This window comes from Nitrospiraceae bacterium (genome assembly GCA_035623075.1).
Lineage (GTDB): Bacteria > Nitrospirota > Nitrospiria > Nitrospirales > Nitrospiraceae > DASPUC01.
The window spans coordinates 116,233-139,080 of record DASPUC010000024.1 but is presented as its reverse complement, the minus strand read 5'-3'; the positions used below and the strand labels follow the sequence as shown (position 1 = coordinate 139,080).

Below are 22,848 nucleotides of genomic sequence, written 5' to 3'. Positions count from 1 at the left end.
CGCAATTCACTAGTGCGCGACAACGGAATGAGGCAAGAAGAGTTTGTGGGGCTAGTGTTGGCGTATTGTGAAGGCCTGTACGTCTTCAACCCACTCAACGTCCGTGCTGATAAGCGCGCGCAGGAACTCAAAAAATGACGGGCGGGTAGTTTCTCCCTGAGTGGTAAGTGAGACGAGCGAACTAGGAAGTGCGGCTTTTGACGCGACAACGCGAACGGTTTCAGCGGAAACGGATGAACCCGGCAGAAGTTGTGCGGTCGCACGAAGACCCTTGGTGCGCAGGTCGTCGCTCGGATACACCCACACTTCCCCGGCTTTGACCGTCACACTCGGGACATATTTGTTTGGGGCAATGAGGGCGGCACGGAAATCCATGTCAACGTTGTAAAAGTAGAGATAGCAATCACGTGTTGATGTCGCGGAAATAATCACTTCATCGCCATTCTGATAGCTAGATCTGTTGAGTTGCAGGTGTACGTGGAAATCTTTGTCTCCTCTTTCTCGCTCTGGCACCAGACAAGTCTGAATCCGAGCTTCGACCCGACAGGCTATACAACCAGGATCATCCACGGGGCCAACGTACAGCACGTTTTCTTTAACCGCCCGACCCAGTTGCGTTGCACGCAAAAGTTTTTCCGTTAGCACGAATTCCCCGCGAAGGGTATTTTCGCCCTGAAAATCCATGAAACGGTGATCAATTCTCACACCCAGGAGTGTGTCTATCGCTTTGCGCCTTGCTTCAGCTATCGCTTGGGCATACGCTTGATGCTTCGTGTCCTGATCGCCAAATCTTACACTCCCCGTTGCAGCCACCCACGTACACCCATCGGGATCCGTCTCGAGGATCTTGGTCTCTGCGAGCGCATCCTTCTGAACGATACTCAGCGTAGTCGTTCTCGAGGCATCTTGGTTTCTGTGCTCGACCGGGGAACAGGCATTGAGGAAGGCAGCAGTAATCGTCAACCCAAGAGCGAGGAAGATTTCGGATCTGATGGCAACCATCTATTGCGTTAGATATAGGCCACGTGCGAGCACGTCCGTGTTGCCGAGGAGCAAGGGTGTCTGTTCATTGTTAAAATCTCGCCGCGCTACTCGCTCGACCTGAGGACGCAGGTAATCGAATAACTCTGTGATATCGATTTTCCCGTCTTTGTTGGTATCTGCTTCCCCCTGCAGGCCCTTCAAGAAGAAGTAGGTCATAAGACCATGTGCTTTCTGTTCATAGGTGCTGGAAACTTGTTGCCCGCTACTCGCTACCAGAGCGACGGTCTTGCCATTTTCCAACAGAGGACTTTTCATTTCGGTGACGATCGGTCGCAAGCCCTGAGCCAGAACTGAGCGTCCACCGGCGCCGGAAAAACATGAATCCAGGATGACGACCACTTCTTTGGCGGGAAGATTGGATAGGCTCTGATAAAGCCTGGAAAGCCGGTAGCCCGTATTATCAAGATACAGAGGGTCGCCATCGTAGGGTACGAGATACGCTTCACCAGTCTTTGCGTTCGGTGCTCCGTGGCCGGAGAAGTATACGAAGACCGTGTCCTCACTCTCCACCCTGTTGGGCAGCCAGGTCTCAAAGTATTTCTCCATATCGCCTTTTGTTGCTCGATCGTTGAGAAGAAGAACAACATTGGCTTCTTCAAATCCCATCGTTCCAGAGAGATAGCGGGCCACCACTCGCGCGTCCTGTTCTGCATAGCTGGCCCGAGGCAACTCGTTTCGGTACCGCTCTAGCCCGACGACCACCGCGTGCGCATTCTTTCTCGCATGCATGTGTGTGACCGGCAAAACATCCACGTCGCTTGGTTGAGGCGAGGGAGAAACAGTGAGAGCGCTTGGAGGCAGAGGTGTTCTTGTCTGATCAGACGACGTGGGTGCCGGCCGTTTGCGGATAAACTTGTTTTGCTCCTCCTGTGCCACTTTCATCTGGGCGGAAATTGGCGGAGAGGTGTAGCCAAGGACTTCCAGGGCCTTATTGTCAGGGCCGTAGACAATTCGAGTTTCTTCATCGTGCCCTTGGAGCCATTCAATGAACGTCAGAATAGGCTCTGCCAGCCCTATAGTGGCTAGGTCAATGTAGCCGTAGACAGTCGCGCGTGCAGGATTGGGAGAGTTCCCCATCTCGTATTTGTACGTCACCTCGCTTTTGCCATCACCAAGATCTTTTGATGTACCTGGTTGATTGAACTCAAAGTCGATCTCTTCTTTGGGGACACCCACTGTAATGTGCTCGAAATTAGGCTCCTTATTTCCGTGGAGTGCCATCGCAATGGAGCAGCCCGATAGAATCAGCATCGCAGAGAGCCCGCACATCGTTGTCATGATTTGTGCTGCCATAGCGACCTCCTCGAAGGCGCCTGGTGTGCTGCGGGATTGAACGGAGCAGGAATGAGCAACGTATAGTGGACTTTCTTGGGTGATAAACTGGCGGCCTTCTGGGGAATTAGGAAGGGCCATCGTTGCAGACCCACATACGTTGGAAGACAGATATTTATAGAAGTATATTCTCAGGCAAGCAATACCACGAATGAGGGGAAGCCGAGCCAATTTGATGTTCTCTGGGACTGACGCTATAAGGTTCCTGTCATGGTGCCGCGACCATCATGAGCCTACTCGACCAGTTCTTCATCTATCATCCGAACCCGTGGATCGATCAGGACTGGAAGGCCCGCAGCGGCCTTCCGCTTGAAGAGGTTTGGTTTCATGCGAGCGACGGCACGAAGCTCTTCGGCTGGTACGTCGAGCAGGCCGCAACGTCGGCTGTGATCCTATGGTGCCACGGGAATGCGGGCAATATCATTAACCGGCTCGAGAATCTTCGCGAACTCTACCGGCTCGGTCTGTCGGTGTTCCTCTTCGATTACCGTGGCTATGGGCGCAGCCAAGGCTCTCCTTCAGAGGAGGGGCTCTACCAGGATGCTCTTGGTGCCTATGACTACCTCACACGGGTTCGCTTGATCCGACCCGACCGGATCGTGCTGTTCGGGCGCTCGCTCGGAGCAGCGGTCGCCGCAGAGGTGGTGTCGCATAAGCCGGCCGCGGGGCTTATTCTCGAATCACCGTTCCCCTCAATCGAGGCGGTGGCCAAGTTTCATTATGGAGGCTTGCCGGTCCATTGGCTGCTCGGCGCCGAATTCCGGTTGATCGATCGATTGCCCCAACTCTCACTGCCGAAACTGGTCGTGCACGGCGATCAGGACGAGATTATTCCGCTCGAACTCGGTCGGCAGGTGTTCGAGGCAGCCAAGCCACCCAAATCGTTCTATGTGATCAAGGGCGCCGATCACAATAATACCTATCACGTTGGCGGGGAGCCGTACTTTCATCGTTTCGCGGAATTCGTCCGATCCGCCATTGGTTCGTGATTTCCCCTTCCGCCGGCTGACCCTGCAAGAAAAGATTGGCGCGGGCCGAGACTTTTGATACAGTGCGCGGCCATATACCTGCGGTACGTCCAGTAGGAGGGTGCGGACGACCGCCGGAAACCAAGGAGGGCCGGGTGAGAAGATCATGGCGTCGCTTCGCGTTGGGGACGTTCGGAATCACCGCGTTGTTGTTGGTAGGCTGTGCCGAAGACCGGAACTCCTCCCGTACGGACTCACTCACCGATGCATCGGTGTCGAATGGGATCTCGTCGACGGTACTTGCCCAGGATGTCGCCCTCCCAAACGGGGCAGCTCATCCGGACAACCCACTTCTGCACCGTGTGGCGGAGAACAAGACAGCAGCTGCCGAAGCCCCGGTACCGGCGACGCCGGAGGAGCCATTCGATCCATTCGCAAAGCCTGAAGAGACGGTCGGCGAGGAGTATGATCCTTGGGAATCGTTCAATACCAAGGTCTTCGAATTCAATCGCCAGGTGGACCGCTGGATCTTAAAACCGGTCGCGAAGGGTTACAATTTCATCATGCCGGACTTTGTCCAAGTCGGGATCAGCAACATGTTCGACAACATCCGGTTCGCTCCACGTCTTCTCAACAATTTGTTTCAGGGGAAGATCAAAGGAGCCAGCATCGAAGCCGGACGGTTCCTGATCAATTCCAGTATCGGGTTAGCCGGCTTCGTCGATGTGGCGACGGGGATCGAACTGGTCACGCCTGATGAAGACACAGGTCAGACTCTTGGATACTACGGCGTCAAACCGGGCCCCTATCTCGTCCTGCCGTTTCTGCCGCCCTTTACGGCCCGTGATTTTGTAGGATATATGGGCGATATTTTCCTCAATCCGGTGAACTGGCTCGTCGCTCCGATCATCGAAGTCAATAACGTCCCGTCCGCCATCGCCCACAAGAATCGAACAACCACCACGTTCGTCCAGATAGGAGCCCGCGTTGGAGAAATCGTCAATGAACGCTCGCGCAATCTCGAAAAGTTTCAGGGGGTGGAAGAAGCGACGCTAGACCTATACACCGCCGTCCGGAACGCCTATTTGCAGAGTCGCGCCAAAGCGATTCGCGAGTAGGAAAGGAAGGTTTGTTCGGTTCGTCTGGTCTAGCTGGTTTCTTTGGTCCAGCGGCTTCCCTAGTTCATCCGATCGACACAATCGGAAGATTCTCCCCCGTCCAACCTCTGACCAAACAAACGAGATAAACCAGACAAACGTGTCTACGTGATTACGCCGAGTTCTTTGCCAACCTTGGCAAACGCGTCCACGGCCCGCTCCAGTTGGGATTTCGTGTGCGCCGCGGACATCTGGACCCGAATGCGCGCCTGTCCTTTTGGCACCACAGGGTAACTGAACCCCACCACGTAGATCCCTTCCTGCAAGAGCCGATCGGCCATCCTCGTGGCAAGCGTTGCCTCACCCAACATGATGGGAATGATCGGATGATCTCCGGGAATCAATCGGAATCCGAGAGCGGTCAGTTCCGCACGAAAGAAGGCAGCATTTTCGCGCAGGGTGGCGCGCAGGAGATCGCCTTGGGCCACGAGCTTCACCGCCTGCAGCGCCGCAGCGGCGATGACGGGAGGCAACGCATTCGAAAACAAATATGGGCGAGACCGTTGCCGCAAGAGCTCGACGAGTTCCATCCGTCCCGACGTAAACCCTCCAGCCGCTCCGCCGAGTGTTTTGCCCAACGTGCTAGTGACAATCTCCACACGATCCGCCACGCCAAAGTGAGCTGGTGTCCCCTGTCCTCGCGGGCCCAGTACCCCGGTCGCATGGCTGTCGTCCACCACGACTGCTGCATCGTAGCGATCGGCGAGTTCCACGATGTGATCTAACTTGGCGAGGTCACCGTCCATTGAAAAAACGCCATCGGTGGCGATGAGACGCAATCGGAAACCATTGGCCTCCGCGAGCTTCGCCTCAAGATCCGCCATATCGGAGTGGATGTATCGGAAGCGTTGCGCTTTGCAGAGCCGGATCCCGTCAATCAGACTTGCATGGTTCAAGGCGTCGCTGATCACTGCGTCCCGTTCGTCGAGCAGGACTTCGAACAGTCCTCCGTTGGCATCAAAGCACGAACTATAGAGGATGGTGTCGGATGTGCCGAGAAACGTGCTGATCGCCTGTTCAAGACGTCGATGGAGATCCTGCGTGCCGCAGATGAAGCGAACGGACGCCATGCCATAGCCATGGTCCTTCAGCCCCTCGCTTGCCGCCCGCGTGATCTCCGGATGGTTCGCCAGTCCCAAGTAATTGTTCGCGCAGAGGTTCAGTACGGTGCCTTGCGTCACCCGTATTTCCGAGCCTTGTGGACTGAGAATCTGCCGCTCGGTCTTGTACAGACCCGCAGCCCGAATTTCTGCCAGTTGTTGGTCGAGGATTTTCTTGAGGGAATTGTAGGCCATAGATTTAGGCAAGGGGCTCGGGGCAAGGGGTTGGAAGGTTTCTTATCAAACGGCTCGTCCCTGGCCTTTGGCCTCTAGCCGGTCTCAAGGAAATAAAACTACCTTGCCGCACTGGCCCGATTTGATCAAGTCGAAGCCTTTGGCGAAATCGGTCATGGGCAAGGTGTGCGTGATGATGGGTTTGATGTTCAGACCGGCCTTGAAGAGCCCGGCCAATCGATACCAGGTGCTAAAAAGGCGCCGGCCCGTGACGCCGTACACGCGGATTCCTTTGAAAATGATTTCATTCGGCAGGTCGAAGCAAACTGATCCGGTAGGAATGCCAAATAGCGTGACTCGCCCTCCGTTTTTGACTGCCCGAAAGACATGATGCAAGGCGGTCGGGTCGCCCGACATTTCCAGTGCGGCGTCGACGCCTTCACCGGCGGTGATCGTCCGAACGGTCTCGGCGAGGGATTCCGCCGTTTCGGTCTTGGCGTTGAGCACATGATCGACGCCCACTTGCCTCGCCAGGTCCAAACGGTACTCACTCACGTCCGAGGCGATGATCGTGGCCGCACCGGATGTGCGCGCGACGGCGGCAGCGAACAGTCCGGTCGGTCCGCAGCCCGTGATGAGCAGAGTTCGACCTGCGACCCCTTCCGCCAATGCTGCGTCAACGGCATTGCCCAATGGCTCCTGAACGCAAGCGTGTTCCAGTGGAATATCGTGGGGGGTTTTCCAGAGAACGTTCTGGGGCAAGCTGACATATTCGGCAAAGGAGCCGTCTCGGTCGATTCCCAGGATGCGGTAGCTTTTACAAACGTGGGCCTGACCGGTGCGACATTGAAAACACGTTCCGCACGTGAGGTGCGATTCCGCGGCGACATAATCGCCTTTCTTCACCAGCGTCACCTCCGATCCCGTCTCGACGACCTCACCGCACAGCTCATGGCCGATAATCCGAGGAGGGTGGACGCGGCTTTGAGCCCATTCGTCCCACTTGTAGATGTGCGCATCGGTTCCGCAGAGGGAGGTGGCCTTCACGCGAATCACCACATCGACGGTTGCAGGCGTCGGGTCGGGCCACGTCGTCAAGGTTAATCCAGGCTGGGCACTGGTCTTTACGAGGGCACGCATGGCTTCATTCTATCTTATACCGCTCAATCGCGCACCTTTATCCGAGAAAAACGGGTTGCGCGAAAGCTAACGGGCTGGGTAGGATGCACAGTATGAAGGCTCCAGGGTTCCGATGTCTCGAATGTTGGATCGGGATGCTGGGGTTCGCGGTTTGTCTGTGGGCCTTTGAACCGATCGCGTTTCCCGCTGCTCCCTCGTCAGCGCCTCTCTCTTCGCCCTCGAAACGGTGGGTCCAATTCGATCTGGACCAGGAAGAGTCCGCCGCCGACATTCTTTCCGGAAAACCCATCACGCTGACGGTGACTCTCGGGGGTGTGGCGCAGGGGTCCACCCCCATCGTGGCCATCTGTGAATCCGTCCACTTTCAATCGCAGACGATCACGCTCGAGCCGGATACGGTGCCGATGGTCCTAAAAGGCACCGTGACTCTTGAGCCGATCCCCCCGAGCCGAACGTCGGTGCCGCACAAAGTGGCACGGATTCAGGTCACCTTTGCCCGATCCCGGCAAGACAAGCCCGAACGGATCATGCGGCGAATTGTGTATGTGACTTTGGATCCACAAGAGCCGGCTGGCGATTCATCCGATCCGCCGCCGGCTCGGCCGGACGAATCTCGCAACGAGGATGTGGCCATCGATGAAGTTCAACCGGACGTCGAACCGGTGTCGATAGGGAAAATGGCTGAGGAGGACCTGATGCCCTTTCCTTCTCCGGGTGAGGGCACAGCCTATTGGAAGCAAATCAGCTATCTGGTCAGTCGGAGCTGGAGCCGTCACGTACGGGGGATTCGGCACACGCCGGGCGGAGAAACGGTCAAAGTTCGGTTCAAGCTCTACCCGAACGGTCGGGCACAATTGGTCGAGATCGAAAAGGGGTCGGGCGCGCGCGAAATCGACGAAGCAGGGATCCACACGGTCGTGAGCGCACAACCGTTCCCTCCGTTTCCGCCGGAGTTGGGAGAGGATGCCGTGGACGTGCATGTTCGGATGCGCACCGGCCTCCGGCCGAAGAAGCGCGACGTACAGTCGGTCACAAGTCCTACCGCCAAACCGGATGCTCCTGAGAGCCCACCCAAGAAGTAACCAGGCGTCCATCAATTCTCAGGTCTCTTCAGGAGGAGATGACTGCAATGTTGAGAGCATATCGGTGTGCAGGGGTTCTGGCGGTGCTGTGCCAGACACTGATCTGGACTGCTACCCCGGCGCCGGCTGAGTTGGCTCGCTGGAATGTCGATCCTGATCATTCAACGATCGAATTTCGCGTCTCACATATGGTCGTCTCCAAGACCACCGGCCGATTCATGGACTATACCGGCTTTATCGACATGGATACGGAAGCTGGGATTGTAAAAGCGATCGAGGCGACGATCAAAACCGCCTCAGTAAACACCGTCCATGAAAAGCGGGATGCCCACCTGCGAAATCCCGATTTCTTCGACGTGGAGAAGTACCCGACGATGGGCTACAGGATGAAGAGCTATAAGAAAACCGGCGAAGGCTATACCGCGATCGGAGACCTCACCCTGCAGGGCGTGACCAAGGAAATCACGTTGACCGGCAATTTCAATGGAACGACGAAAGACCCGTGGGGCAATACCAGAGCCGGCTTTAATGCCGAGGGGAAGCTCAATCGCAAAGACTTCGGCATGGTTTGGAACAAAACGCTCGATAGCGGGGGACTCGTCGTCGGTGACGAGGTCCAGATCCGGCTCGATATCGAATGCATCAAAGCAAAAACACCGTAGCCAGCATCTGATGATATGGGGCGGAGGCAATCAGGCGGGGAAGCGCTCAGGATCCACCTCGGGGCCGACCAGACCAGCCAGGATAAGAAGAGCCTATGAAGGCGATGGTCCTTACGAAGCAGGGAGAAGTTTCCACCAATCCGCTCCAGCCGCGCGAGGTACCTCTACCGGTTCCTGCTTCGGGCCAGGCGTTGGTCAGAATCCGTGTCTGCGGCGTCTGTCGGACCGATATCCACGTGGTCGAAGGAGAATTGCCGGATGTAAAGCGGCCGTTGATCCCAGGCCACCAGGCCGTGGGAATCGTCAGTGAGAAGGGAGCTGAGGTCGACGGAGTCACGGTCGGGGACCGTGTCGGCATTGCTTGGCTTCAGGGAACATGCGGTCGGTGCGAATTTTGTCGTAGTGGACGGGAAAACCTGTGCGACCAGGCAAGGTTCACCGGTTACCAAGTCGACGGAGGATATGCTGAGTATGCGATCGTTCCTGCCAAGTTTGCGTATCCAATTCCGTCGGTGTTTTCCGATGAGGAAGCTGCCCCGCTGCTCTGCGCTGGCATTATCGGATACCGGGCCCTGCGAATGAGCGGGATTAAGCCAGGCCAGCGGCTCGGCCTATACGGCTTCGGTGCCTCCGCGCACATCGCGATTCAGATTGCGCACCATTGGGGTTGTGACGTCTATGTCAGTTCTCTCAAGCCTGAGCATCAACAGCTGGCGAGCGAATTGGGTGCGAGATGGGTCGGCGGTGTCAACGATCGGCCCCCGGAACCGCTGCACGGGTCGATTATTTTCGCTCCGGCCGGCGAACTCGTTCCGATCGCCCTGCGCGCGCTCGAACGAGGTGGGACCCTGGCGCTCGCGGGCATTCATATGTCGCCGATTCCGTCACTTGACTACGATCGCGAGGTCTTTGGCGAGCGCGTGATTCGCAGTGTCACGGCGAATACGAGGCAAGATGGACTCGATCTACTCCGCGAAGCTGCAGCGATCCCGATCAAACCCCGCACTGTTTCGTTCCGTCTCGACGAGGCCAACCGTGCCCTTCAGGATTTAAAGGCCGGTCGCTACAGTGGAGCCGGCGTATTGACCGTTTCGTAAATCCCCACAGAGGAAAGTTCGAAGATGGCTATGTTACGATGCACCGTCATGCGAAAGTTTGGCCTCGCTCTCATGGTTGTCTCCAGCCTGCTCGTGGTCGGCTTGTCCGCCGAGGCCCTGGAATTCACGGCCGATCGCATCACGAAGAGCGACGGCCGTACCAGAAAAGCCGTCATCTATTATCGCGACAATATGTGGCGAATCGAGCACCATTCGATGGGCCCCGTCAACGTCAGCATCGTGCGAAAGGACAAACAGGTGGTATGGCTGCTGCTGTCACGGATGAAACATTTCAAGACCGTGCCCTACGATGCCGACCAGGACCTTATGGTGACCGAGAAGCTGGATGGGGAGGTGTCGAGGGAAGAGATCGGAACGGAAACGCGCGAAGGTCATCCGACGACCCTCTATGAAGTGACGACGAAACGGGGCGAACGAACCGAGGTCTATTACCAGTGGTTGGCCACTGACATTCATTTTCCGATGAAATTGGCAAAAAAGGACGGCAGTTGGATTGTGGAATACCAGCATGTGAAGCTACGGTCGGTCTCGGACTACCTCTTTCAATTGCCGGTGAATTTCCAACCGCTGGAGGACTTTAAAAAAGAGCCAAGTGTGCAACCGAAAGAACAAGGGATGTAGCAGACAAGGAGGGAGGCTGTGCGAAGGGCAGGAATTGCGGGCAGTATGATCATCACAGCGTTGGTGAGCATCAATGGCTTGGTATCGGCGTTGGATGTCGCTGACGTGACCAGGGAATGGACGCCTGAAGGGAAGAAGCTTGCGGCTGAGCGCATCAAATTACCGGCCCATGACGAAATGGTCCGCATCCTGGCGGGCTCGTTCATCATGGGGAGCGATAAAAAAGTCGATCGCAACGCCTACCAGCCGGAGTTGCCGCAGCGAAAGGTGTACTTGGATGCATATGAGATCGACAAATACGAAGTAACCACCGTGCAATTCCTGAAGTTTGTCCTGGCGAAGGACCTCCCGCCGCTGATCGATTGGCAATACGACGGTGGGAACTTTCAGGAAACCATGGCCAACCATCCGGTCATGCACGTCTCCTGGTTCGACGCCGATGCGTACTGTCGATGGGCCGGCAAGCGCCTACCCACCTCGGCGGAATGGGAGAAGGCAGCGCGAGGTGAGGATGGACGCATCTATCCTTGGGGGAACCAGCCGGCGGGATTGAGCCGCGCCAACTTCGGCCGCACGGGATTGTCCGGGCCGGTGCGTGACCGACCGGAGCGGCTGCTGCTGTATCCACCGATCATCTCTGTCGACAAGTACGAAAACGCCGTCAGCCCGTACGGGGTCTTTCAGATGGCCGGCAATGTCGCAGAATGGACGGCCGACTGGTACGACCCGGACTATTACAAGACGGCACCGAACCGGAATCCCAAGGGGCTTGAGAAGGGAACCCAGAAGGCCTTTCGTGGCGGCGGATGGATTGACAGTACACCCTCTGTGCGGCCTGCTCAGCGGAACGGGACTGATCCCAGCACAAAAATGAACTGGCTGGGATTCCGCTGTGCACGGGATGTCATAGAATAGAAACGTCGGGCACACAAGGCTAAGGAAAGAGAGAAGAGAGGCTTGGTATTAGGGGCGTTTTATTTGCAGGAATGCATGGACCTTCTGACTGACCTCCTTCACGAGCACGCCCATCTTTGAGCGGGAGGGCTCGAAGTCGATGGGGAGATCGTAGTGACGGAGACGTTCACTGGCGGTTGGGCCAATAGAGGCGACCACCACCTTCTTGCACGCCACTTTGAAAAGCTCCGTTTTCCCTTCCTGCTCGACTAATTGCATCACATGGTCGAGCTGAGCAGCATTCGTGATCAGCATCACATCAATCTTCCCATCGACCAGCTCGCTAATCACATGCCTCAGCAGCCCCACCTCTTCTGGAAGAGCCCAGCGATAGATTGGGACGGGAAAGACCTCCGCACCTCGCTGCTTCAAAGCCTCCAAGAGATCCGGGTTGGACATACCATATTCCTGAACTGCGACGCGGAACCCCTTGACGGGGCGGTACTCGTCGAGCGTCGACACAACCTCTACCCAGGTATTGGGATCCGGCACGGTGATGTTCGGTTCGAGGCCCAGTAATTTGAGCACTGCTTGGGGCTTGGGCCCTCGTGTGACGACGAGGACCTTCTTTAAGGCGGCTGCGATCTCCGCCATCGGATATCGGGTTTGCAACACCTCGAAGAGGGCTTTGGTACCGGTGCCGGTCAGCAGAATCAGAATATCCACTTGCCCAAGCATGAGTCTCACACCAAAGCGGAACACAGCCCCGTTGTCCTGCAGGGGAATCGGAATCTCTCGTAATGCGGGGACCACGACCGCGACTCCTCCCTGCCGTTCGATCAGCTTCGTCATCTCGGTGGCCATGCGGCTCTCGAACGACAGCACGCGTAGGCCATGGAAATCGGTGGGGAGAGGCGGCGGTGGAGGGTCGCTTTGAACCGGGACAGAGGGGGGATCGGCCGGTGCGACTGGCGAGGCAGGCGGGTCCGCTTCGCCGCAAATCGAGAGGAGCGCGACGATCTCCGCGACGTCTTCGAGCAGTGTATGAACTGGCTGCTCATGGTCGGTTGCGGCGGCGCTCAGCAATTCGAGCCAAAACACGCAGTCGTCCGCATCTCCCGCCGCAACACCGCGTTTGGTGAGGAAGTCGTCTTCAGACCAAGCCCGCGCAAGGGCCCGGCAGTTAGCCGCTAACGTCGTAGCGGCCTTCACGAGCGGAGCTTCGATCGCATGAGTTTCGGGGGTTTTCGGCAGACCGCCAAAGAGCTTGAGGACGCCGATCGCGAAGTGTTTCGCCTTGGTCCTGAGCTGTTCCGTCTGTTCGGAATCGGTCATGAACCGGTTGTACCATACCGGTCAGAAACGGGCTTACTGGAAACGACTATTTCGCATCCTTGGCGCAGCGAAATCCGGTCGATTCGTTCCGAATGGCAGGGTCACTGTCAACCCGCGTGAAGATGCGGACGGTCGGGGTTTCGTTTTGCCATCCCGATCCGCGAAGCACTCGCTTTGTGCCGGTTTCCGGGCCTTTGGGATTCTTAGCTGGGCTCTTTTCATAATAGTTGGCATCATACCAATCGGTGACCCACTCCCAGACGTTGCCCGCCATATCATAGACGCCATAGGGGCTCTTGCCTGCTTCGTAGCTTCCCACCGGCATCAACGTCTTCTCACCGATCCACTGCTGATTGTAATTGAGATGTTTGTTCGTGGGTTCGACGTTTCCCCAGGGGAAGCGCCAATCGTGATTGCCTTTGGCCGCTTTTTCCCACTCGGCTTCGGTCGGCAAACGCTTGCCGGTCCATCGACAATAGGCGTCGGAGTCGGCCCAATCCACGTTGACGACAGGACGGTCCACGAGGGAGTCCCGTATAGCGACTCCTTCCCAGAGATTGCGGGTCGGGTTCCTGGGATTCTGCGGCACGCGGTGATTCGTGGCCTTCACGAACTCCAAGTAGCGTCCGTTCGTCACCTCGAATTTGTCGATGTAATAGTCATCCAGCCGCACCTCGTGGCGGGGATATTCGTCGCGGCCTCCGTCTCGATCGCCGGGTGGAACGCCCATGGGGAAGGGTCCCGCTGGAATGAGCACCATGGGTGCTCCATCGTTCCCCGTTATGGTCTTAGGGTCTGAATGGGAAGGAGATTCTGCAGCCTGGAGCTGAGGTGATAAACCAAACGTGAAGATGAGCGGCATGACAGCGAACAAGCGGCGCATGGTCGACGGCTCCTTTCCACACGATCGGATCGACTCCCATCCTAACATAGCTCCAACAAGGACCACAGCCGGCTCCTTGCATGGAAATTCGAATTGACGGGAGTCCGAAGAGCCACCTACTATACGGTCACTGCAGAGGAGTGTATGGAAACCCAGCTCCATCGTGGTCTTCGTCACCTCGCGCTCCGCGTGACGAACCTGGCCCGTTCACGCGCATTCTACGAACAGTTGCTTGGAATGAAGGTGGTCTGGGAACCGGATGCCGACAACGTGTATTTCAGTTCCGGGACCGACAATCTTGCCCTCCACCAGATTGCGAAGCACGAACTTGCCGACTACCAGCCGCTGAAACCGCAGTTGCTCGATCACGTCGGCGTGATTCTGGAGAGCCCGCAAGCAGTGGATCAGATGTATCGGGCCGTTGAGCCGGCGATTGGTCGCCTTGGCGGCAGCATTGCTCAACCACCGAAACAGCATCGTGACGGAAGCTACTCGTTCTATTTTTGCGATCCCGACGGCAACGTCATCCAAGCCTTGTACGAACCAGCGATCAGCAAGCTCACATGGGAAGTGGCGGGTAACTCGTGACGGGTGACCAGTTGGAAGAAAAACCAACGTTTCCGTGTCCCGCGTCCCGTGTCACGTATCACGGGTCACGATCATGAAGATCTGGGACAGTCTGCCGCGCCATCAATACCTCGCGCTGGCGCCGTGGTGCTGGGTGCAGCTGGAGAGCGCTGAGCCGCCTGGCCCGTTTCCCTTCGTTGCCGGTGTGGCCCCGGAAGTCGTGGCGAGTCTCCACGAAGCGCACAGTCTCCTGGCAAGCTCGATCGATACGGCGATTAGTGATGTGTTTTCCAAACGTGCTCCGTTGGATGATCCGGATCGGCATCGACGGCTGGAAGATGCCTATGCCGAACTCGTTAACGGACGACCATATCTCAAACAGCATATTCGATGCGGGCGGAAAGCGGAGGGGACATTCCATTGGGAATTTCCAACTGATCCGACGAAATCCGCCATGGTCAGCAACGGGGGACTTCGGATTTTTCATTCGGTCAAGCGTCAGGCAATTCCAATCGGGTTCGACCAACGTCCATTGGGTCCGATAGTCGGCAAGGTCTTGGGATTCTTGGACGGTACGCATCTGACCGAGGAAATCAAAACCGTGGTTACTACCTCAGGGCGTGATGCGGAGCGCGTACTGACCAGATTGATCGAATCCCTGCACCAGTACGAGTGTTTGGTGAGCTCGAGTCGCTCCTCGGTCAAGGCTCATTGGTTGAAGACCGTTCAGGATCGCGATACGGTGCATCTCGGACATGCCGCGGTTCTCTATCGCCAGCGCGACAATGTGTTGCTCTTCGATCCCTGGCTGCTTCCGTGGTTTGCTGAGTCTTCGGTCCCGTCGCTCTGGGGTCTGCTGATTCCCAGACCGGCGGCCATCTTTTTAACCCATGATCATGACGACCACGTCGATCCGCGCACATTGCTGCATTTCTCAAAAGACACACCGATCATCGTGCCGAGTCGCCGGAACCGACGCACACTGTTCTATGACTACCTCTCTCTCTTGCGCGAGCTCGGGTTTGGCCGCATCATCGAGCTGGCGCATGGCGAACAGTGGTCGTTCGACGGCGGGGCTGTCCACGCGGTGCCGTTCTACGGCGAGGATCCCTGCGACCTCGAGATGCCTCGCAATTGTTATTTGATTAGTGATCGAGGCCACAACGTCCTCGTCCATGCGGACAGCGGACCGACAAATAGTGGGAGATCGCCGCTAAAAGACGGCATCGTCCAGCAGCTGGTCCAGAAGCATGGACCAATCCCGCTCGTGCTGGCGTCGCAACAGCAATTGCTGGAAGTGCGGAGCCATGCAGCCCACGCGGCGCTCTCGCATCCGGGGAAATGGCTGGATGTCGGAGAAAACGGCTATCTCACCAACGCCTACCTCGCTGACCTTTGTGCTGCCGCTCAGGCCAAGCTCTTCGTGTCGTATGCCACCGGCGGAGCCGAGTGGTATCCCGACCATCTCTCGTTCATGTTCAGTGTGCGCAATCCAGCCAGGACGGCGCTGCTGACGGCGCATTGGGAACACCCGGAAAAGCTGAAAGATCTTTTGAGCAGACAGGGATGCGGCTATCATTACGCTCAGGCCCTCGATATTTATCGAGTCACGACCGATGGACATGTCGATTACCTTCCCACCGGTGAGACCTTGGCCCCAATGACACTCTATCGGCTTGACCACGGCGACCCTCCCTTTCTAAAATCGGGCGCCCGCACATAACCGTCGAAATCATCGTACGGACGAGCCATGACAAGACGACCTATGGCACAGGCCCCTATCCTCGTAACCGGCGTCGCCGGCTTTATCGGGTTTCATGTGGCGAAGCGGTTGTTGGAACAAGGCGATCGGGTCATCGGGCTGGATAACGTCAACAACTATTACGACGTTCGATTGAAGAAGGCACGGCTGGCGCAGCTCAAACCGTTTCGGTCCTTCTTGTTCACGAAACTCGATTTGGCCAACCGGTCTGGGATGCGGAGGCTTTTTGCGAAGCACCCGATCAAGCGCGTGGTCCATCTCGCAGCACAGGCCGGCGTCCGGTACTCGCTGGTTAACCCGCACGCCTACACAGACAGCAATATCGAAGGGTTCATGAACATTTTAGAAGGGTGTCGGCATGCGAAGGTAGAGCATCTCGTCTATGCCTCTTCAAGCTCCGTCTATGGCGGAAACACGCACATGCCGTTCTCGATTCACGACAATGTGGACCACCCGGTGTCACTCTACGCAGCGAGTAAGAAAGCGAATGAATTGATGGCCCACTGCTATGCCCATTTGTATCGAATTCCCTGCACCGGTTTGCGGTTTTTTACCGTCTATGGTCCCTGGGGCAGGCCCGATATGGCGCTGTTCCTCTTTACGAAAGCGATCCTGGACGGCAAGCCGATCGAGGTCTTCAATCACGGAAAGATGCGACGCGACTTTACCTACATCGACGACATCGTCGAAGGTGTCATTCGGACGCTCGATCATCCAGCGATGCCCGACCCAACATGGTCGGGGGACCGACCAGATCCGGGAACCAGTTCTGCGCCAGCACGGATTTACAACATCGGGAATCACCAGTCGGTCGAACTCTTGCGCTTTATCGAGGTGCTGGAACAGGCATTGGGAAAGAAGGCGGAAAAGAAGTTAATGCCTCTCCAACCCGGTGACGTTCCCGCCACCTATGCCGATGTCGATGATCTTATGCGAGACGTGGGATTTGCACCGGCGACGCCGATAGAGGAAGGGATTGGGCGATTTGTGAAGTGGTATCGCGAGTTCTACAAAAAGTAAGAGGCGCCGAACCTGTTGGCAAGCCCGGCGCCCCTTCTCGTATGTTCTGACCGCCGATTACTGACAGCCGATCGGTACGAATCCTGCTCCGAAGATCGCTGCTAAAGCACGATAGCGAGTGTTGTCATAGAACGAGTAACTCGCACCCCGCTGATTTCTCTGCGACAGATCTCCTCCGTATGACGGATCCGATCCGAAGAAGAACCCGCCTCGAGTCTTTTCGTTCAACTCAAGCCACTCTCCGTACATCGAACAGACTTTGGTATACACCGACCCGGTCGAGGCGGTGCTTGCTCGCCAGTCCTTTGCCCAATCCGGCACTTGGGTGCCACCGCCAGCTGCCATGGGAATTCCTTCATATACCGGGGCCGCAGGAGGATAGGGAGAAACGTAGGTCGGCATGTGCTCGAGCGACGGCACAACTGACAGCTCCTTCAGGGTCATCAGCTTGCAGCCATTCAGTTCTTTGTTGGTATAGAGAGAGGTCCCGTCAGCTTGAGGACATTCCCACATTCTGGTCGGGTCGACCTTCACAGTCGTATCGGCGAGCGCTGGTGCTGCAGAAACCAGGAGCGCAATAATGATGAACGGCAGAATTCGGTGGGTTGGCCACATAAAACACCTCACGCGATATTGGAGGATGGGTAATCGTTTCATCGTCGCGCCGCTTTTCATCTATCCTACTAACTAATGGTGGTGACAAGCTATGCCACCAAGCAGAAATACTTCCATTCTTCTTTCGGGGGGGATAGCTCTGTGGGGTGATTGCTGTGAAATGGCTCCCGTGGCTACTTTGACGAGAAGCGATCCATAACCTGACCAAGTGCAGCTCCGTTGAGAGCCGGAAGGACGAGGTCAGCTTCGCTCAGCTTTTCAAGGGGATAGGTGGTCGCGATCGCAAGGACCCCCATGCCGGCTGCCTTCGCCGACCGGATCCCGGCCATCGAATCCTCCACGACGAGACACTCTGCTGCCGTGACGAGAGGGGGGCGGGGTTCTTTCGCATTGAGCAGTTTGAGCGTGTAGGAATAGATTGCCGGGTCCGGCTTGCCAACCGCGCAATCATCCGCGGAGACAATGACCGCGAAGTCCCCTTCGATCGGCGTGTCTCGCAGGGCGTCCGTAATCTGTTCCCGACGACCGCCCGAGGCAATAGCCAGTCGATACCTCGTTCCGGCTTGTCTCACGAATTCAATCACTCCGGGAAACAGCGGTGGTCGGTGCGAGACCGTGTACTCCCTAAATAATTCCGCCTTTCGGTCGATTATGGTCTGAAGCAATTGTCGCTCGCAGTGACCATCCCTTGCAGCAAGCAGGGCGGCCGCGCAGGTGCGCTCGTCCATCCCCAGATAAGCTCCGTAATACTCCTCCTTCGAGATCGAAAGCCCATGCTCCTCCAATGCTTGTTGGAAGCAGATGAGGTGTGGCGTCTCGTCGTCGGCAATGACGCCATTGAAATCGAAAATGATCGCTCGAATCATACTCGCCCCGGCCACCTCCTGAACCTGACTCTACCCAACGGTTGAGGGCCGGACAAGCAGCTTTGCCTTGTTCGATTCCTTCCGCTGGGGTATTCTCCGCCCTGAACCGATGAAACGTGAGGCGTGAAACGTTAGGCGATCACAGAATTTTCTCGCCCCACCCTTCACTTCTTAGTCCGTACTGAGATCAGCATGACTGATTACGGTGTCCTCAGCAACTTGCTCGTCATCTTTACGGTGTCGATCGCAGTCGTATTTCTCTTCCACCAATTTCGTCTCCCGTCGATCGCAGGATTTCTCGTCGCCGGTGCCTTGATCGGACCAAATGGGCTGCACCTCATCGCCGATATCGGCACCGTGCAAGTCCTGGCGGAAATCGGCGTGGTGTTGTTGCTCTTCACTATCGGCATCGAGTTTTCACTCGTCCAACTGGCCTCGTTGCGGCGACTCCTATTTCTTGCGGCACCGATTCAGGTCGGCGGGGTGTTGGCCGTAGCTTGGCTCGGGGCGACCTTAGCCGGTCTTTCGTGGCGCCAGGGGATCTTCTGGGGATTTTTACTCTCATTGAGCAGTACCGCCATTGTCTTGAAGGCCCTCGCTGATCGAGGTGACAGTGACTCGATTCATGGCCGAGTTACCATCGGGATCCTCATTTTCCAAGACCTCGCGGTGGTTCCCATGATGCTTCTGACCCCGATTCTAGCCAGCCAGGGGGAAGGCGCAAATCTCTCGATCCTTGTCACGCTGGGTATCTCCGTCCTCCTCGTCGGTCTCGTCGTCGGAGCGGCGTGGTATGTAGTGCCGAGACTGCTGGAGCATATCGTCCGCAGTCGGAGCCGTGAACTGTTCCTATTGACGATCATCGTGCTCTGCTTGGGTATCGCCTGGCTGACGTCATTGGGTGGTCTCTCTCTGGCGCTCGGAGCGTTTATTGCCGGACTCGTCATTTCAGAGTCGGAGTACAGTCATCAGGCCATGGCTGAAGTGTTGCCGTTTCGCGACAGCTTCAACAGTCTGTTCTTCGTATCGATCGGCATCCTCATGGACTGGCGTGTGTTGGTCGAGCATCCCTTCGTGGTCGCCGGCCTCCTTCCTGCCATCCTCCTAGTGAAGTTCGTCACGGGGGCCGGTGCGGCCTTAATTGTGGAGGCTCCGCCTCGTTCCGCGTTCATGGCAGGGATTGCCCTGGCCCAAGTTGGGGAATTTAGTTTCTTGCTGGCGCAGCAAGGGCAGGAGAGCGGGCTCCTGCGGGGCGATCCCTATCAGGTCTTCCTGGCGGTGTCCGTCCTGTCGATGATCATCACACCCTTCCTCATGCAGTGGTCGCCGGACATTGCTCGTCGCATTGAGGCGGTCCAACGACTGCGACATTGGCTGCCGAGCCGGACGACCGCCCACATCTTGCAAAGTGAAGGGAAACAGATTCGTATCAAAGATCACGTCATTATCGCCGGGTATGGGTTAAACGGGCGGAACCTTGCCCGGGTCTTGAGCGAGACGGAAATTCCCTTTGTAGCGCTGGATCTCGACGGCGATACGGTCCGTCGCGAAGCCCGTCACGGGGTCCCGATTTATTACGGGGACGCGACCAACGCGAATGTCTTGCGGCACGCCAAGATCGACGATGCGAAAGTGCTGGTCGTGGCGATTTCCGACCCCTTTATCACCAGACGGGCGGTGCAGATTGCGAAAGGTCTGAACCCTAAACTGCACATCGTTGTCCGGACCCGCTATCTACGCGAGCTGGAAGAGTTACATCAGCTGGGCGCGGACGACGTCGTACCGGAGGAATTCGAGACGTCGATCGAAATTTTCGCTTTGGTGCTCCGCACGTATAACCTGCCGCAGGACTTCGTCATGCGAAAGGCTGAGCAGGTTCGCCGAGAGGGTTACGCCTTGCTCCGCCGCAGCGAAATGCCGGAACTCGCGCATCATTTGCGCGGCGGGACATTAACTGACGCGGAAGTCGAGACCTGCCGGATCGATGACGATTCACCGGCGCAGGGAAAGACCTTGGCTGAGTTGTCGATTCGCCCTCGGACCGGCGTGTCGGTCATTGCTTGGACGCGGAGCGGCGTCACCCAATCGAACCCGTCGGAGAAAACCCGGCTGATGGCCGGTGATATCCTGGTCTTGCTGGGATCGAGGGCCCAAATCAGGCGGGCAATGGGTCTGTTGATAGAGACCGGAGACGAATAAGTCGGTTCAAAACACCCGCCGAACCCCGCGCGTCAGCTTTTCCAGCGCAGCGTGACTCGTTCCTTGAGGGGATGATCGAAGGGCTGGCCTGTTTGGATTGTGGCCAGATGGGCGGCCTTGAGTTTGTAATACCACTTCGCCGGCGTGTCTGCATCATCGATCAACATTAAGGCCGGCTTATATCGCAAGCCCACCGCTTGGCGTTCCATCGCCTCTCGATCCTGCGTCATGAAGATGTTGGCGAAGTAGCGGAACAGTGACTTGGAAAATGGCATCCAGCCAAAACAATTCCAGGCCGCGGTAAAATCGATGCGGCATTGCTGTTCGGTGATCGGCGTCACGGTCGCGCGCGTGGAGACAAAGAGCGAGCCGCACTGGACGAATTCGAATCGCTGATTGGGCAGAACGAAGTCGATGGTCGTCGTTAAGGGACCGCCATAGAAGAAGTTCAGGAGTTTGTATGGGCCGCTGTTCTTCGAGGGCTCATGCGGCACCATGCGAAAGCCGCGGGGCAGCGGTTCGAAGGTCTTGGCCTTTTCGTGGATACTCGCCTTCGTACGCCACCACGAACTTTGATGGACGAAAGGGCCGTGGGCCGGATCCATCAAGCCGACGATGCCGTCGTCAATCGTGCAGTCCAGGATCGTCGAAATGTGAATTTTCCTGTAGGGGGAAGACGGCAGCGGGAGCGGCGGGACATCCGGAACGATCTGGTTGGGCTGCTGACCGTCAGGAATGAAGACCCACACATAGCCGTCACGTTCACGGCAAGGATAGCTGATGATCCCGATCTTTTCGGGCTGAATCGGTGAATCCTCGACCAGCGCTGGAATGCTGCGGCATCGACCGGTCTTGTCGAATTGCCAGCCGTGATACGCACATTCAACGCAGTCCCCCTCCATCCTTCCAAACGAAAGTGGCATGCCGCGGTGCGGGCAGATGTCGCGCAGGGCCGCAACCTCGCCTTGGGAGGTCCGACACACCACGATTGGAAGGCCTAACAGCACGATACCCTTCAGAGCTCCGGCGCGGAGGTCTGAACTCAAACAGCCGGGGTACCAGAATCCAAGCAGCGGCGCATTCTTGGAGGGTTTGATTTCGGTAATGAGGTCGGTGCTCATTGACAGGGGAAGGACGTGCGCGAAAGGACCAGCCTAGACTGCAGAAGCAGCTTGCTCGTGAATATAACGACTAGGTTTTTGAACGTCAAGCGAGCCTCATTCTCCTCTTGGCAAAACCTGTTTGGTTTCCCCCCAATGCCTCTTTAGAAGGGAGCAGCCCGACTAGACTTGACTGCGCGCATCGAACGAGCACTGTCTTATCGTGCGCGTTCTGCGAGCAAGAAGGATAATCGGGCTGCTCCCGCCCCCCCTTTCTTGACAAGAAAAAGATGTGGAGACTATAGTCAAAAAGTCTCGAAATGCACGAATTGACACGCAACTGAGCAAAGCGAGGCTACGATGACGACCACACAACTGGATCCCGCAGCCGCATTGACCGATCTCCAGGCCTCCAAACCGGAACGAGTCACAATCGTGCTGCTTAGCGGGGATTTGGATCGTGCGATGGCAGCCTTTATCATCGCGACCGGCGCTGCAGCGATGGGAATGCAGGTCACGATGTTCTTCACGTTTTGGGGTCTAAACACCATCCGCCGAAAAGGAGCGACGAGTGCGGCGAAGGACTGGCTCCGCAGGATGTTCGGCCTGCTCAATAAAGGCGGTGCCGAGAGCCTGCCACTCTCGCGGTTTCATTTTGGGGGCCTCGGAACCAGAATGATGCAAAAGGTCATGAAGCAGAATCGCATGCCCGGTGTGCCGGAACTCATGCAGACCGCGCTGGATCTCGGCGTACGTTTTATCGCCTGTACGACGACGATGGGCCTGATGGGAATCACCAAGGACACGTTGATCGAGGGGATTGATCAGTTCGCCGGTGTGACAACCTATTTGGCCGAAGCGAAACAAGGCAGCGTCAATCTGTTTATATAGCTGACGGCTGTCAGCTGTCAGCGTTCAGCTAAAGGATTTATTCATAATGCAAGCCGATGTGAAGCTCGACACGCTCGGATATTTCTGTCCCATGCCGATTATCATGACCTCGAAAAAAATCAAAGAGCTCGCCGTGGGGCAGGTGCTCGAAGTCGTATCTGACGATGAAGGCATTAAGAAAGACATGCCGGCCTGGTGCGACACCACCGGTCATCAAATGGTCGGACTCGAAGAAGAGCAGGCCAAGTCCGGGCCGATCTACAAGGCGTTTGTCAAAAAGACGAAATAACGACCGCGAACAGCGCGGAGTAGATAGAG

Annotated in this window: 22 protein-coding genes; 13 read left to right on the top strand and 9 right to left on the bottom strand. The window is 56.8% G+C overall.

Annotation, left to right across the window (positions count from 1 at the left end):
• Positions 1-51 precede the first annotated feature (51 nt).
• Positions 52-1,002: a DUF4384 domain-containing protein gene (locus VEI50_07290; GenBank protein HXX74917.1), complete on the bottom strand. Its 951-nt coding sequence runs from the start codon at positions 1,000-1,002 to the stop codon at positions 52-54.
• Positions 1,003-2,337 (bottom strand): caspase family protein, encoded by a 1,335-nt coding sequence (locus tag VEI50_07285; protein ID HXX74916.1) that lies wholly within the window; start codon positions 2,335-2,337, stop codon positions 1,003-1,005. It lies immediately after the preceding gene.
• Positions 2,338-2,603: 266 nt separating this feature from the next.
• On the opposite strand from VEI50_07285, the gene VEI50_07280 reads away from it, so the two are divergent.
• Complete coding sequence (locus tag VEI50_07280) at positions 2,604-3,365, top strand: alpha/beta hydrolase (protein HXX74915.1); 762 nt, start codon at positions 2,604-2,606, stop codon at positions 3,363-3,365.
• Between the two features lie 134 nt (positions 3,366-3,499).
• Positions 3,500-4,462 (top strand): VacJ family lipoprotein, encoded by a 963-nt coding sequence (locus tag VEI50_07275; protein HXX74914.1) that lies wholly within the window; start codon positions 3,500-3,502, stop codon positions 4,460-4,462.
• Positions 4,463-4,605: 143 nt separating this feature from the next.
• Here VEI50_07275 and VEI50_07270 read toward each other — a convergent pair whose 3' ends face one another.
• Together VEI50_07270 and tdh are read right to left on the bottom strand one after the other, a co-directional pair.
• A complete protein-coding gene (locus tag VEI50_07270) occupies positions 4,606-5,796 on the bottom strand; it encodes a glycine C-acetyltransferase (GenBank protein ID HXX74913.1) in 1,191 nt (396 codons plus the stop codon).
• Positions 5,797-5,880: 84 nt separating this feature from the next.
• Positions 5,881-6,915: an L-threonine 3-dehydrogenase gene (gene tdh / locus VEI50_07265; GenBank protein ID HXX74912.1), complete on the bottom strand. Its 1,035-nt coding sequence runs from the start codon at positions 6,913-6,915 to the stop codon at positions 5,881-5,883.
• Positions 6,916-7,007: 92 nt separating this feature from the next.
• Here tdh and VEI50_07260 point away from each other — a divergent pair, with 92 nt between their 5' ends.
• The 5 genes from VEI50_07260 (at position 7,008) to VEI50_07240 (ending at position 11,313) form a co-directional block, all read left to right on the top strand.
• Positions 7,008-7,997 (top strand): energy transducer TonB, encoded by a 990-nt coding sequence (locus tag VEI50_07260; GenBank protein ID HXX74911.1) that lies wholly within the window; start codon positions 7,008-7,010, stop codon positions 7,995-7,997.
• Positions 7,998-8,044: 47 nt separating this feature from the next.
• Positions 8,045-8,659, top strand: coding sequence for a YceI family protein (locus VEI50_07255; protein HXX74910.1), 615 nt, complete (start codon positions 8,045-8,047; stop codon positions 8,657-8,659).
• A gap of 95 nt (positions 8,660-8,754) precedes the next feature.
• On the top strand, positions 8,755-9,756 hold the full coding sequence (locus VEI50_07250) for a zinc-dependent alcohol dehydrogenase family protein (protein ID HXX74909.1): 1,002 nt from the start codon (positions 8,755-8,757) through the stop codon (positions 9,754-9,756).
• Between the two features lie 24 nt (positions 9,757-9,780).
• Positions 9,781-10,398, top strand: coding sequence for a hypothetical protein (locus VEI50_07245; protein HXX74908.1), 618 nt, complete (start codon positions 9,781-9,783; stop codon positions 10,396-10,398).
• Between the two features lie 18 nt (positions 10,399-10,416).
• On the top strand, positions 10,417-11,313 hold the full coding sequence (locus VEI50_07240; GenBank protein HXX74907.1) for a formylglycine-generating enzyme family protein: 897 nt from the start codon (positions 10,417-10,419) through the stop codon (positions 11,311-11,313).
• 48 nt (positions 11,314-11,361) lie between these two features.
• On the opposite strand, the gene VEI50_07235 is transcribed toward VEI50_07240, so the two are convergent.
• Both VEI50_07235 and VEI50_07230 read right to left on the bottom strand, forming a co-directional pair.
• On the bottom strand, positions 11,362-12,627 hold the full coding sequence (locus tag VEI50_07235) for a four helix bundle protein (protein ID HXX74906.1): 1,266 nt from the start codon (positions 12,625-12,627) through the stop codon (positions 11,362-11,364).
• 46 nt (positions 12,628-12,673) lie between these two features.
• Positions 12,674-13,510: an SUMF1/EgtB/PvdO family nonheme iron enzyme gene (locus VEI50_07230; GenBank protein HXX74905.1), complete on the bottom strand. Its 837-nt coding sequence runs from the start codon at positions 13,508-13,510 to the stop codon at positions 12,674-12,676.
• A 144-nt stretch (positions 13,511-13,654) separates the two neighbouring features.
• Between VEI50_07230 and VEI50_07225 the strand changes: the two genes are divergently transcribed.
• The 3 genes from VEI50_07225 (at position 13,655) to VEI50_07215 (ending at position 16,859) form a co-directional block, all read left to right on the top strand.
• On the top strand, positions 13,655-14,098 hold the full coding sequence (locus VEI50_07225; protein ID HXX74904.1) for a VOC family protein: 444 nt from the start codon (positions 13,655-13,657) through the stop codon (positions 14,096-14,098).
• Positions 14,099-14,171: 73 nt separating this feature from the next.
• Positions 14,172-15,800 (top strand): hypothetical protein, encoded by a 1,629-nt coding sequence (locus tag VEI50_07220; protein HXX74903.1) that lies wholly within the window; start codon positions 14,172-14,174, stop codon positions 15,798-15,800.
• A 42-nt stretch (positions 15,801-15,842) separates the two neighbouring features.
• Positions 15,843-16,859: an NAD-dependent epimerase gene (locus VEI50_07215; GenBank protein ID HXX74902.1), complete on the top strand. Its 1,017-nt coding sequence runs from the start codon at positions 15,843-15,845 to the stop codon at positions 16,857-16,859.
• A 57-nt stretch (positions 16,860-16,916) separates the two neighbouring features.
• Here the strand turns inward: VEI50_07215 and VEI50_07210 are convergent, their stop codons facing one another.
• Complete coding sequence (locus tag VEI50_07210) at positions 16,917-17,474, bottom strand: hypothetical protein (GenBank protein ID HXX74901.1); 558 nt, start codon at positions 17,472-17,474, stop codon at positions 16,917-16,919.
• A 173-nt stretch (positions 17,475-17,647) separates the two neighbouring features.
• Positions 17,648-18,340: an HAD family phosphatase gene (locus VEI50_07205; GenBank protein HXX74900.1), complete on the bottom strand. Its 693-nt coding sequence runs from the start codon at positions 18,338-18,340 to the stop codon at positions 17,648-17,650.
• A 192-nt stretch (positions 18,341-18,532) separates the two neighbouring features.
• Between VEI50_07205 and VEI50_07200 the strand changes: the two genes are divergently transcribed.
• The gene (locus tag VEI50_07200) at positions 18,533-20,539 is read left to right on the top strand and encodes a cation:proton antiporter (protein HXX74899.1); all 2,007 of its coding nucleotides are present in this window, start codon (positions 18,533-18,535) and stop codon (positions 20,537-20,539) included.
• Positions 20,540-20,571: 32 nt separating this feature from the next.
• On the opposite strand, the gene VEI50_07195 is transcribed toward VEI50_07200, so the two are convergent.
• On the bottom strand, positions 20,572-21,660 hold the full coding sequence (locus VEI50_07195; GenBank protein ID HXX74898.1) for an aromatic ring-hydroxylating dioxygenase subunit alpha: 1,089 nt from the start codon (positions 21,658-21,660) through the stop codon (positions 20,572-20,574).
• Between the two features lie 339 nt (positions 21,661-21,999).
• On the opposite strand from VEI50_07195, the gene VEI50_07190 reads away from it, so the two are divergent.
• Together VEI50_07190 and VEI50_07185 are read left to right on the top strand one after the other, a co-directional pair.
• Entirely contained in the window at positions 22,000-22,530 is a 531-nt protein-coding gene (locus tag VEI50_07190) for a DsrE/DsrF/DrsH-like family protein (protein HXX74897.1), read from the top strand.
• Between the two features lie 46 nt (positions 22,531-22,576).
• Positions 22,577-22,819 carry a sulfurtransferase TusA family protein gene (locus tag VEI50_07185; protein ID HXX74896.1) on the top strand — a complete coding sequence of 81 codons (243 nt, stop codon included), beginning with the start codon at positions 22,577-22,579 and terminating at the stop codon, positions 22,817-22,819.
• The last annotated feature ends 29 nt before the right edge of the window (positions 22,820-22,848 follow it).